A 13274-nucleotide genomic window follows, 5' to 3' on the forward strand; every position below is an offset into this window, starting at 1 on the left:
AACACCCTAGCAACAGAGTGTAGATTACGCTTGATGACAACGTTGATTCGATTGCTGAAATGGCTGGGCTACGCTGCTCTTTGCGGCGTGGTGCTGGTGTTGCTTGCGGTTCTGTTCGTCGGTCTTACCCCGATGGGTGCAAGAATTGCCGCAAAGCAGATTTCATCGCTCGTTTCCACGCCCGACCAGACAATCGAAATCTCTCCACCCAGCGGTCTTTTGACCGGTCGCCTGCGGCTCGACAATGTCAGCCTTTCGGATCGGCAGGGATCTTACGCTCGCGTGAACCAGATCGCCGTTGACTGGTCGCCGCTCTCGCTTCTTGCCGGAACCTTCCACGCCGACCGGGTGTCGGCCGGATCGATTGATGTCGATCGCAAACCGCTTCCCGCTGAGCAAACATCGACCAAAAGCTCCGGCAGTTCGTCCCTGCCGATTGAAATCGACATCGACAGTTTCGATTTCCCCGATATTAGCCTCGGACAATCCCTTCTTGGCCGCGACTTCGAGCTGACCGCCGAGGGCAATCTCAAGGCCGCGCAGGACGATATCAGGTTATCGCTCACCGCCCACCGGCAGAGCACGCCGGACGCTGCGGTCAATGCAGACATCGCGTTTCTGCCGAATGAAAATGTCTTGAAGTTGAAAGCGGAGATGAAGGAGCCCGAGGGCGGGCTTCTGGCCACGCTGCTCTCGCTTCCGGGCACACCCGCCGTGGCGATCGATGTGAACGGTGAAGGTCCGCTTTCTGACTGGACCGGCACTCTGCGCGGCAACGTCGCCGGCAACCCCGTGCTCAACGTCACCGGCCACCATCTACTAGGAGACGACGGCACGCGGCGTATCGAGGTCGCAGGCGGCGGCCAGCCCGATCTGCTTCTGCCCCCCGCTTTCCGACAGCTTTTCGCCGGCGAGACGAAACTTGATGCAAACGCCACGCTCTCACCACAGGGCCGCATCGAAATCGGCAGCAGCACACTGGAAACCGGTACATTGCTGCTGACGGCCTCGGGCACCGTGGATCCGAACGGCCAGAACGATCTTAGTGCCAACCTCATCGGCACCGCCGGGCCAGTGGATTTCCGCTGGCCGCTGAACAATGGCGAGATCCAGGCCCTCATCAATGGCATTGATCTTTCCCTGAAAGGCAACGCTGATGCCGCTCATCTCAACACCACGGCATCGTTGCGCAGCCTTTCCCTGCCACAGGGTAGGCTTGATGATGTCAAGCTGACGGCCAGGAGCGGCAATCTCAACATTGCCGATCGCAGCGGCACCATCGACACCATTCTCTCCGTGGCACAATCGTCCTTCGTCAGCCCGGATATCGACCGGCTGGTGCGTGCGCCGGTCACCATCAAGGCGCCGGTCAGCCTCACCTCGTCGACCATCGGCTTTGACGGCGCGACGCTGGAGAGCGCCAGTGTCGGCGGAACGCTGAACGGCAGTTTCGACCTCGCCAACAATCGCCTGACATCCAGCGTGCAGCTCTTCGCGTTGCCCGCCACCCTGCCGCCAGCGCTGGCGGAAAAATTCGATACCACCATAGCTTTGCAGGGCGATATCGACCTGGTCATTGGCGGGCGCACAAGCGTTCAGAACCTCGTGGTCAAATCCGGAACAATTGAAGCGACAGGTGATGTCAGTCTCGAAGACGACGTGTTGAGCGCCAATCTGACGGGCAAGTTTCCGGCTCTCGAAAAACTGACGCCACAGGCAAAGGGCGTTGCCGATTTTGCAATTGAAGCCAGCGGCGCGCTTGCCGCGCCCGACTTCAATGTCACCTTAAGCTCCGAAAGTGCCACTCTTGCCGGACGGAAGCTTGAAGCCCTGAAGGTCAATGCCGCAGGCAAGGCCGATCCGGCCGCACCGCAGGCAAAACTGACCGCCAGCGGCAGCCTCGACCGGCAGAAGATCGACGCCAACGCCAATGTGGTGCAGACAGAAAACGGCACGGCAATACCCGAGCTTCATGTGGCAGTGGGTCGCAACATCTTGAACGGCAAGCTGCAATTCTCGCAACAATTCCTGCCATCTGGCAATCTGTCGTTCAATTTCCCGGACTTGGCCCTGCTGGCGGCACTTGCCGCGCAACAGGCAGATGGCGATATTGCCGGCGACATCGTACTCAGTAACGATAACGGCCGGATTGCCGCGACGATAGAGGCGAATGGCGGCAGTATCCGCCAGGGCACAACGGTTATTTCGAAGCTCGCTGCCGATATCTCCATTGATGACCTTCAGGCGCTCGCCATCAACGGCAAGGTCAGCGCCGACAGCGTCAATGCTGGCACCGCGGCGATTTCGGCGCTGAATGCGACCATTGGCCATTCCGGCACGACCACCAACTTCGATGTCAACGGACGCTACGACAATGCGCCGCTCGTGGTAAAGGGCAGTGCCAATACCGCAGGATCGCCGATGACCGTGCGGCTCGATGCCTTCTCGGCCGCCCCCAAGGGCATTGCCGTACGGCTTGAAAAGCCGAGTACAATTGCGATCGAGAACGGCACGGCCCGCATCTCCGGTCTGACTATCATCACCGGCGACGGGCGGGTCGAGGTAAACGGCACGGCGGGTTCGACACTCGACATCAACGCCAATATCCGCTCGCTTCCCGCGAACCTCGCAAATGCCTTCGCCACTGGGCTGGATGCGGCGGGGAGTATATCCGGAACGGTCAGCGCCAAGGGCACGGCTTCAGACCCGGCGGTCGATTATAATCTGAACTGGACGAATGCCGAGGTTGCCCAGACGCGTGCGGCAGGGCTTGCAGCGCTCGGCATCAAGGCAAACGGCCGTTTCGCCGGCGGCACCCTGCAGATCGATACGAATGTAACCGGTCAGGGCGGCATGTCGCTTTCGGGCGGCGGCTCCCTCGGCATTGCCGGTAACCGTCCGCTTTCCATGGCCTTTTCCGGGAGGTTGCCCTTCTCCGCCGTTGCCGCACAAACCGCAGCACAGGGCCTCGATGTGGACGGCACCGCCGCCATCGATGTGAAGATTTCCGGCAGCGCTTCCGCGCCTGTCGTTACCGGCAGCATCACCACCGATGGTACGCGCCTGACCGATGTGCGCCGTAACCTCACGGTCAACGGGCTGGCTGCAACGGTCACCTTCGATCGTGATCGCGCCGTCATCTCCCGGCTGACGGGAAAGCTTGCCGGCGGCGGAACGATCTCGGGAACGGGTAGCGTCGGTATAACGGGCGGTTCGGGCTTTCCAGCCGACATCACGATCACGTTGGACCGCGCCGGTTACAATGATGGCACGCTGGTGACGACCATCGTGAGCGGCACGCTGACGCTGAAGGGTCCGCTTCTGAATTCGCCCGTGCTTGGCGGCAAGCTGACGCTGGACAGAAGCGCCATCACCATCCCGGAGAAACTTCCGGCCTCGCTGACGGAAATCGACGTCAAGCACAAGAACGCCCCGCCGCAGGTGCGGGCGCAGGTAAAGGCACTCGGCAACGATCAGGGTGGCAGTGGCAGTTCATCCACTATCAATCTTGATCTGCAGGTAAACGCACCAAGCGGCATCTTCGTGCGCGGACGCGGCATCGACGCAGAACTGACCGGCAATCTGACCATTCGCGGTACGGCAGCTGTTCCCGTCATCTCCGGCGGTTTTGAAATGCGCCGTGGACGGCTCGAAATTCTCACCCGCCGTCTCGATTTCAATACGGGCAAGATAACCTTCGGCGGCGGCCTCGTGCCGGTTCTGGATATGGAGGCGCAGTCCACCGCTGGTTCCGCCACCATCACCGTTGCGGTTTCCGGCAATGCCAACGACCCGACATTCGCCTTCTCCTCAACCCCGGCTCTGCCGCAGGATGAGGTTATGGCACAGCTGATCTTCGGCCAATCCATGTCCAAGCTCTCGGCCTTGCAGATCGCGCGGCTGGCGGATGCGGCAGCACAGCTTGCCGGTGGGCGCTCCACCTCGTTGTTCGACAAGCTCCGAAGCAATCTCGGTGTCGACGATCTCGACATCTCGACGGATTCGGAAGGCCAGGCCCGCGTTTCCGCCGGCAAATATCTCAACGAGCGAACCTATCTCGAACTGCAGCAAAGCGGCGATTCCGGCGCAAAGGCCATCATCAACCTCGATGTCGGGCGCGGCGTGAAGCTGCGCGGTGAAGCGGGCGGTAATGGCGAAGGTGCAGCCGGTATATTTTACGAGAAAGAATATTGAAGTCTTCGCATTTAGGTTTGCGAAACCATCTCATGCTACGAATCTTCCATTGAAGGCGGAAAATATTGTTTCCGGCTGTTCAGGCACCAGGCAGAACGCCAAATTCGCATATGCAAGTGTCGGTGCACTTGCGCTGGCCTCCACAGCGAGCATTGGGAAGAATTCTGATGGCAATGATAAACTCTACCAACTTTGGCGGCGAGACGCTCGAAATCATCGCATTCCGCCTGCATGATCAGGAATTCTGCGTGAAGACGACGACTATCCGCGAAATTCGCGGCTGGGCGCCTTCAACGCCCATTCCCCACGCGCCGAAAGACGTCATCGGCGTCATGAACCTGCGCGGTTCGGTTATTCCGATCATCGATCTCGCACACAAACTCGGAATGAAAAGCACTGTCGCAAATGAAAGAAGCGCCATCGTGGTGGCCGAAGTGCACAACATGGTCATCGGCATGCTCGTCGACCGCGTTTCGGACATTCTGACGATCCCGGCAAATCAGGTCCAGCCGGTTCCGGAAATCTCGGCCTCTTTCGACAAGTCCTACTCCGAAGGCATCATTGCCAACGAACATGGCATGATCTGCTTCCTGAACCTTGCAAAGATGTTCAAGGGAACCGAAGCGGAAGATCTCGCCGCCTGATCGTTGCAATTCCTTTGCATGACGGCCGGTTCGCGTTCTTAGGCAACCTAAGAACAAAGGCTCAAATACGAGACTATTGACCATTGAACCAAACCGCCGGAGCACCTGCCCGGCGGTTTTTGTTTTCATGACCGTCTCTTTTATTAAATAAGAACATTTTAATATTATAGATATCTAATATTAAAAGCCGACGAACAGTACCGCGCCTACATCACATCACGCGGGGTCCGATACCTGACCGAGGCTGACAAGTCGCAAGTGCCTGCATTGCTGCCTTTGGCGGCAGAACCTGTTCGTTGTTCAACATGATACGGCGCCGACCACACCTCCTGTGCGGCAGCGCGCGCCGAGGCCGCTATTTGGGGGACGTTAATGCTGGGGTTAGGGAAAAGCGCAGACAATCGAAATATGCTCGATGCGATATCCAGATCGCAGGCAGTCATAGAATTCGATCTTAAAGGCAATATTCTTACGGCAAACAGCAATTTCTGTGTGACGCTGGGCTATGATCTCGCAGAGATCGTCGGCAAGCATCATCGTATCTTCTGCGACCGGGAATTTGTCGCATCGCACGCATACCAGGAATTCTGGGAATCTCTTGCGCGCGGCGAATTTCAGGGCAAGGAATATCGCCGCATACGCAAGGATGGATCGACCATATGGATCGAGGCCTCCTACAACCCCGTCTTCAGGTCAGGCAAACCCTATAAGGTTGTCAAGATAGCGACCGACATCACAGCCAAGAAGATCAAGGCTGTAGAAGATGCTGGCAAACTCGAAGCGCTTTCACGCTCCCAGGCCACCATCGAATTTTTGCCGGATGGCACGATCATTACCGCCAATCCGAATTTCTGCGCCACTGTCAACTACGACCTCAAGGAAATCGAAGGCCGGCACCACCGTATGTTCTGCGATCCGGCCTATGCCGCATCGCCAGCCTATGCCAATTTCTGGCCGCGGCTGGCATCCGGAGAATTCATCTCGGACGAATTTGTTCGTTATGGAAAGAATGGCAAGGAGATATGGATCCAGGCCGCTTACAACCCGGTATTGGATGAGACGGGCAAAGTCGTGAAGGTTGTGAAATTCGCAACCGACGTGACGCCGCGTATGAGCGCCATCACCCTTCTCGCCGATGCCTTGCAGGCACTGGCCGAGGGTGACCTGGTGCAGCGTCTCGATAGCAGCTTCGTGCCCAGCATGGAGAAATTGCGCCAGGACTTCAACGACGTGGTCGGCAAGCTTCAGTCCACCATGCAGACGATTGCTCACAATGCCTCGACAATCGCATCCGGCTCGGGTGAAATCCGCATAGCCGCCGATCAGCTCTCGCAGCGAACCGAACAGCAGGCGGCCTCGCTCGAAGAAACAGCAGCGGCGCTGGAGCAAATCACCACCACCGTGACCGATGCCAGCCAGCGCGCCGGCGAGGCCGGGAAACTGGTGCTGCGCACGAGAGAACATGCCGAACATTCCGGTGAAGTCGTTCAGCAGGCAATTTCCGCCATGGACGCGATTTCGCGCTCCTCCGGTGAAATCACCAACATCATCGGCGTCATTGACGACATCGCATTCCAGACCAATCTTCTGGCGCTGAATGCGGGCGTGGAAGCTGCCCGTGCCGGTGAAGCGGGCAAGGGTTTCGCAGTGGTCGCCCAAGAGGTGCGGGAACTCGCGCAACGATCCGCCGTTGCTGCCAAGGAAATCAAGTCCCTCATCAACACCTCCCGCGAACAGGTCGCCAATGGCGTCGATCTGGTTGGCAAAACCGGCGGTGCACTGCGGGATATTCAATCGCAAATGGGCGAAATCGATGCCAACGTCTCGGCCATCGTCGAGGCCTCGCGCGAACAGGCCAACGGTCTGAGAGAAATCAACCAGGCCGTCAACGTTATGGATCAGGCGACCCAGAAAAACGCCGCTATGGTGGAAGAAACCACTGCCGCCAGCCACGGCCTCGCCAATGAAGCGGACAACCTGCACGAATTGCTGCGGCAGTTCAAAATATCCCGCGAAGGACAGATATCATCCGCCCAGCCGATCGATAAAAGAGCCGCTGCAATAACGAGGCTGACAGCACCACAGCCGCGATACGCAACGGCAAGGTCTCATGGAAATGCTGCGCCCGAATGGGCGGAGTTTTAGTATGCTTCGAAGCCCGGATGCCAATGCCGGCCGGCAACTGGCATTATAAAATGACGCGGTCCGCACGGGTGAAGATTTCGAAGTCTTCACCCCGCACCAGCGCAACAAGCGTGATGCCCGCACTCTCGGCAGTTTCGATGGCAAGCGCGGTAGGAGCCGAAATTGCTGCCATAACCGGACTACCTAGGATCGCTGTCTTCTGAACCATCTCCACCGACAGGCGACTGGTGACGGCAACAATGCCTGTCTTGGCGGAAATACCGGCATTCACGACAGCACCGGCCAACTTGTCGAGCGCATTGTGGCGACCGACATCTTCGCGCACCGCAAGCAAACCATCTTGAGGACTATAAAAACTCGCACCGTGAACGGCCCTCGTTTCGCGGTTGAGGCTTTGTGCGTCGCTCAGTGCTTTCACCGCGGCAACGATGTCATCACCGTGGATCGACATTCTCACGCCGCTGAGATCGGGGACCACGCGAACAGCCTGTTCTATGGATTCGATCCCGCACAGACCGCAACCAACCGGACCTGCCATATGCCGCCGTCTCGCCCGCAGGGCATCAGCCTCGGCATCCATCAGATCCACCTGGACATCGTAGCCCTGCCCGGCTTCTATGACCTCTATCGCCCGGATTTCGCTGCGTGCCGATATGATGCCCTCTGTCAGGCTGAAGCCGACGGCAAAATCGACAAGATCAGCGGGACTAGCCATCATCACGGCATGGGTGCTGCCGCCGTAAGAAAAGGCAACCGGCACCTCCTCCGGCACGGCGCGCTCACCCGTGCTAAGGGCGCCCTGTCGCAGCGCGGATCTTGCGACCCTTCGATAACTGGCTTCTATCGACACGGCGATCATCCCTCCATGACAAGAAGCATGACTTCTCGTCTGCTCTCGATCGACAACAGCGATGCTACTTCTCACCCTCATGTCTAGCCTATCGCCCTGAAATTCGGAATCGATTTCCGCAAACGTAATGAGCGGACCGAGACGCTTTACTGGAACGAGAACTCAGATTTTCTGCCTGCTTAAGAAAACAGGCAGTGGCCAAAAACAAAAAAGCGACCGAAACGGCCGCTTTTTTGTTTTGGATATTGTGTGGACAGTCATTCTTTCGAACCCGCCCGGTGCTTTCAAGCGGCGACGAGAACCTCATGCAGGTTCGTCAGTTCGTAGAGATGCTTTTCAAGCTTGGTCAGATGCTCGTGGTGATGATTGCCTTCCTGAATTTCGGCCTTGGCCAAATCGATGCGCTTCTGCAGCGTGTCAGGGGACATATCGTCAGCCGAAACAGCGGATTCGGCGAGAAGCGTGCAACCTGTCGGAAGAATATCGGCAAAACCACCGAAAACGACGTATTTATGGGTTTCGCCAGAGGCGAATTTCACCGTCACCAGGCCCGGCTTGATCGTCGTCATGGTGGGCGCGTGATTGGCCAGAACCGTCATCTCACCCAGCGTAGCCGGAATGACGACTTCCGTAACCGTTTCGGAAACGAGCAGACGTTCCGGGGAAACGAGATCGAATTTGAAACTGTCAGCCATGGCTATTCACTTCTTTTCAATTACGCGGGCGTCACGGACTTTTATTAAAACGCCGGCAAAGCCGTTCCGGTTTCACCGTCATCGTCGGCAAGGCGCGTGGTCGAACCACGCGCCCGCCAATTCATAATCAGGCAGCTTCAGCAGTCAGCTTCTTTGCCTTTTCGATGGCTTCTTCCATCGAACCGACCATGTAGAAAGCTGCTTCCGGCAGGCTGTCGTATTCGCCGTTGACCAGGCCCTTGAAGCCCTTGATCGTGTCTTCGAGTGCGACGAGCTTGCCCGGAGAACCGGTGAAGACTTCGGCAACGAAGAACGGCTGCGACAGGAAGCGCTCGATCTTACGGGCGCGGGCAACCGTCAGCTTGTCTTCTTCCGACAGTTCGTCCATGCCGAGGATGGCGATGATGTCCTGAAGGGACTTGTAGCGCTGCAGGGTCGACTGAACCTTACGGGCAACCTCGTAGTGTTCTTCACCGACGATCATCGGGTCGAGCATGCGCGAGGTGGAGTCGAGCGGGTCAACAGCCGGGTAAATACCCTTTTCTGCGATCGAACGCGACAGAACCGTCGTTGCGTCAAGGTGCGCGAACGAAGTGGCCGGCGCAGGGTCGGTCAAGTCGTCGGCGGGAACGTAAATCGCCTGAACCGAGGTGATCGAACCCTTGTTCGTGGTGGTGATGCGTTCCTGCATCTGGCCCATGTCGGTTGCGAGCGTTGGCTGATAGCCCACAGCCGAAGGAATACGGCCGAGAAGAGCCGACACTTCCGAACCAGCCTGCGTGAAGCGGAAGATGTTGTCCACGAAGAACAGAACGTCCTGGCCTTCGTCGCGGAAGTTTTCAGCGATCGTCAGACCGGTCAGAGCGACGCGAGCGCGGGCGCCCGGCGGTTCGTTCATCTGGCCGTAAACGAGAGCTGCCTTGGAACCTTCGCCGCCGCCAAGCTTGTTGACGTTCGACTCGATCATTTCGTGATAGAGGTCGTTACCTTCGCGGGTACGCTCACCCACGCCGGCGAATACCGAGTAACCACCGTGCGCCTTGGCGACGTTGTTGATCAGTTCCATGATGAGAACCGTCTTGCCAACGCCAGCGCCGCCGAACAGGCCGATCTTGCCGCCCTTGGCGTAAGGAGCCAGAAGGTCAACGACCTTGATGCCGGTAACGAGGATCTGGCCTTCAGTCGACTGCTCGACGTAAGACGGTGCGTCCTGGTGGATGGCGCGCTTCTTGGCCGTTACGATCGGACCTGCTTCGTCAACCGGCTCACCGATGACGTTCATGATGCGGCCGAGCGTTTCCAGACCGACAGGAACCTCGATCGGGGCGCCCGTATCAGCGACGACCTGACCGCGGACGAGACCTTCGGTCGAGTCCATGGCGATCGTGCGTACGACGTTTTCGCCGAGATGCTGAGCGACTTCCAGAACCAGGCGGTTGCCGTTGTTATCGGTTTCGAGCGCGTTGAGGATCGGAGGCAGTTCGCCTTCGAACGCCACGTCGACAACAGCGCCGATAACCTGGGTAACCTTGCCCGCGCCGTTCACCGCTGCGGTTTTCTTGGGGGTAGCTGCCTTAGCCATTATCCTTACCCTCTTTCCTTACCTCAGAGCGCTTCCGCGCCCGAAATGATTTCAATGAGTTCCTTGGTGATCTGAGCCTGACGCTGACGGTTGTAGGAAAGCGTCAGCTTGTTGATCATATCACCGGCATTGCGCGTTGCGTTGTCCATCGCGCTCATCTTGGCGCCCATTTCACCGGCAACGTTTTCGAGCAGAGCCCGGAAAACCTGAACCGAAATGTTGCGCGGAATAAGGTCTTCCAGAATAGAAGCCGCATCAGGCTCATATTCGTAGACGGCGCTCTGCGTTGCCTCAACCTCTTCCACAACAGGGACTGCGGCAGGAATAAGCTGCAGACCGGTCGGGATCTGGCTGATGACGGACTTGAATTCCGAGTAGATCAGCGTGCAGACGTCAAATTCACCCGCATTGAACAGGGAGATCACCTTCTTGGCGATCTGGTCGGCGTTTTCGAAACCGACCTTCTTCACTTCGCGCAGTTCGATGCGCTCGATGATATTAGCTGCGAATTCGCGACGAAGGCTGTCGTAACCCTTCTTGCCGACCGTGATGATCTTGACCGTTTTGCCTTCGGAAATCAGCTTGCGGGCTTGATCGCGGGCAAAACGGGAAATCTGCGAGTTGAAACCGCCGCAAAGACCACGTTCAGCCGTGCAGACAACGAGCAGATGCACGTTGTCCTTGCCGGTGCCGGTCATCAGCGCCGGAGCGACGTCCGCCTCGACCGCCTTGGCGATGTTGGCAAGAACGGCGCCCATGCGCTGAGAATAAGGCCGGGCGGCCTCCGCAGCTTCCTGGGCGCGCCGAAGCTTCGCCGCGGCGACCATTTTCATCGCCTTGGTAATCTTCTGCGTCGCCTTTACGGAGGCAATGCGGTTTTTCAGATCCTTTAGTGAAGGCATCCGTTATCCGTCCGAGTAAAAGAGCCCTAATTACGAGAAAGACTTCGCGAAGCTATCGAGAGCGCCCTTGAGCTTGCTCTTGGTATCGTCGCTGATTGCCTTTTCCGTGCGGATGGTGTCGAGGATCGCCTTGCCTTCCGAGCGGAGGTAGGAGAGCAGACCCTGCTCGAACTTGCCGACCTGCGCGACCGGGATCTTGTCGAGATAACCGTTGACACCGGCGAAGATCACCGCGACCTGCTCTTCCGTCTTGAGCGGAGAGAACTGCGGCTGCTTCAGAAGCTCGGTCAGGCGGGCACCGCGGTTAAGCAGGCGCTGCGTGGAAGCGTCAAGGTCCGAGCCGAACTGGGCGAAGGCGGCCATTTCGCGATACTGGGCAAGTTCACCCTTGATCGAACCGGCGACCTGCTTCATCGCCTTGATCTGGGCGGCAGAGCCAACGCGCGAAACCGACAGACCGACATTAACGGCCGGACGGATACCCTGGTAGAACAGGTCGGTTTCAAGGAAGATTTGGCCGTCGGTGATCGAGATCACGTTGGTCGGAATGAAGGCCGAAACGTCGTTGCCCTGGGTTTCGATGACAGGCAGAGCCGTCAGAGAGCCAGCACCCATTTCGTCGGAGAGCTTTGCAGCGCGCTCCAGAAGACGGGAGTGAAGGTAGAAGACATCGCCCGGATAAGCTTCGCGGCCCGGAGGACGGCGCAGCAGAAGCGACATCTGACGGTAAGCAACGGCCTGCTTGGAAAGGTCGTCATAACCGATGAGGGCGTGCTTGCCGTTATCACGGAAGTATTCGCCCATGGCGCAACCGGCAAACGGTGCCAGGTACTGCATCGGAGCCGGGTCGGAAGCCGTGGCAGCAATGATGATCGAATACTGCAGGGCGCCGCGCTCTTCCAGAACCTTTACGAACTGGGCAACAGTCGAACGCTTCTGGCCGATAGCAACGTAGACGCAATAAAGCTTGTCGCCTTCCGGACCATTGTCGTGAATGGCCTTCTGGTTCAGGATCGCGTCAAGAATGATCGCGGTCTTGCCGGTCTGGCGGTCGCCGATGACGAGCTCGCGCTGGCCGCGGCCAACCGGGATGAGGGCGTCGATAGCCTTGAGGCCGGTCGACATCGGCTCATGAACCGACTTACGCGGAATGATGCCGGGAGCCTTGACGTCAACGCGCGAACGCTTGGCGGCGTTGATCGGGCCTTTGCCGTCGATCGGGTTGCCAAGGGCGTCAACGACGCGGCCGAGCAGCTCCGGGCCAACCGGAACGTCAACGATAGCGCCAGTCCGCTTTACGGTGTCGCCTTCCTTGATGGCACGGTCAGAACCGAAGATAACCACACCGACGTTGTCGGCTTCGAGGTTGAGCGCCATGCCGCGAACGCCGCCGGGAAACTCAACCATTTCGCCGGCCTGAACATTGTCGAGACCATAGACGCGGGCGATACCGTCACCGACGGAAAGCACCTGACCGACTTCCGAGACTTCCGCCTCGTTGCCGAAATTTTTGATTTGATCTTTCAGAATTGCGGAAATTTCCGCGGCGCGGATATCCATCAGCCAACCTCTTTCAGTGCAAGCTTAAGGGTGGAAAGTTTGGTGCGAAGAGACGTATCGATCTGGCGAGAACCAACCTTGACGATCAGGCCACCGAGGATCGAAGGATCAACGGTAACGGAAACCGTCACATCCTTGCCGGTAACGCTCTTCAGCGCCGCCTTCAGTTCAGTTTCTTGCGCTTCGTCGAGCGCATGTGCCGAGGTGACCTCGGCGGTAATTTCGCCGCGATGGGCAGCAGCAATGGAGCGATAGGCGCGGATCATGCCGGGAACGGCAAACAGACGGCGGTTATTCGCAACGACCTTGAGGAAATTGACAGCAAGACCGGCAAGACCGGCCTTCTCGCAGATTGCGGTGATTGCCTTGAACTGATCCTCGGCGGAAAACACCGGGCTCGCAACCAGACGCTTCAAATCGTCACTTCCATCGAGAAGTGCGCCGAACCTGTCCAGATCGGCTCCAACTGCCTCGACCGCACCCGCTTCCAAAGCAAGCTCGAAAAGCGACGATGCATACCTTTCGGCTACACCGGATGTTCCATGGGAGGTATCTGCCACGGGCACTTTTTCCCTGCTAATCGTCCAAGAACATCAGCGAGGGGGATCCTCCGCATCAAATTCTTGAAATCGTTTCAATTTCCCCGAAAAAGACCGGAATTCCCCCCTGCCTTTTCCCAATTTCGCGGTCCGTCTAGCATAG

The 13274-nt window shown here is 58.1% G+C and carries 9 protein-coding genes; 3 read left to right on the forward strand and 6 right to left on the reverse strand.

What is annotated here, in order from left to right; genetic code table 11:
- Positions 1-33: 33 nt before the first annotated feature.
- The 3 genes from G6L97_RS11055 (at position 34) to G6L97_RS11065 (ending at position 6983) form a co-directional block, all read left to right on the forward strand.
- A complete protein-coding gene (locus tag G6L97_RS11055) occupies positions 34-4194 on the forward strand; it encodes a translocation/assembly module TamB domain-containing protein (protein WP_174002918.1) in 4161 nt (1386 codons plus the stop codon).
- Between the two features lie 167 nt (positions 4195-4361).
- Complete coding sequence (locus G6L97_RS11060) at positions 4362-4838, forward strand: chemotaxis protein CheW (protein ID WP_003504949.1); 477 nt, start codon at positions 4362-4364, stop codon at positions 4836-4838.
- Between the two features lie 408 nt (positions 4839-5246).
- The gene (locus tag G6L97_RS11065; protein ID WP_162686659.1) at positions 5247-6983 is read left to right on the forward strand and encodes a methyl-accepting chemotaxis protein; all 1737 of its coding nucleotides are present in this window, start codon (positions 5247-5249) and stop codon (positions 6981-6983) included.
- 43 nt (positions 6984-7026) lie between these two features.
- On the opposite strand, the gene fdhD is transcribed toward G6L97_RS11065, so the two are convergent.
- The 6 genes from fdhD to G6L97_RS11095 form a co-directional block, all read right to left on the reverse strand.
- Positions 7027-7842 (reverse strand): formate dehydrogenase accessory sulfurtransferase FdhD, encoded by an 816-nt coding sequence (gene fdhD / locus G6L97_RS11070; RefSeq protein WP_111782589.1) that lies wholly within the window; start codon positions 7840-7842, stop codon positions 7027-7029.
- A 275-nt stretch (positions 7843-8117) separates the two neighbouring features.
- Positions 8118-8528 carry a F0F1 ATP synthase subunit epsilon gene (locus tag G6L97_RS11075; RefSeq protein WP_003516751.1) on the reverse strand — a complete coding sequence of 137 codons (411 nt, stop codon included), beginning with the start codon at positions 8526-8528 and terminating at the stop codon, positions 8118-8120.
- Positions 8529-8655: 127 nt separating this feature from the next.
- Positions 8656-10110 (reverse strand): F0F1 ATP synthase subunit beta, encoded by a 1455-nt coding sequence (atpD, locus tag G6L97_RS11080; protein ID WP_003516750.1) that lies wholly within the window; start codon positions 10108-10110, stop codon positions 8656-8658.
- Positions 10111-10133: 23 nt separating this feature from the next.
- Entirely contained in the window at positions 10134-11012 is an 879-nt protein-coding gene (locus tag G6L97_RS11085) for a F0F1 ATP synthase subunit gamma (protein ID WP_003516748.1), read from the reverse strand.
- 30 nt (positions 11013-11042) lie between these two features.
- A complete protein-coding gene (gene atpA / locus G6L97_RS11090) occupies positions 11043-12572 on the reverse strand; it encodes a F0F1 ATP synthase subunit alpha (protein ID WP_003516747.1) in 1530 nt (509 codons plus the stop codon).
- A complete protein-coding gene (locus G6L97_RS11095) occupies positions 12572-13138 on the reverse strand; it encodes a F0F1 ATP synthase subunit delta (RefSeq protein WP_173739219.1) in 567 nt (188 codons plus the stop codon). The genes atpA and G6L97_RS11095 overlap by 1 nt, the downstream gene beginning before the upstream one ends.
- Positions 13139-13274: the final 136 nt, after the last annotated feature.

It is taken from the genome of Agrobacterium tumefaciens, assembly GCF_013318015.2.
Taxonomy (GTDB): Bacteria; Pseudomonadota; Alphaproteobacteria; order Rhizobiales; family Rhizobiaceae; genus Agrobacterium; species Agrobacterium tumefaciens.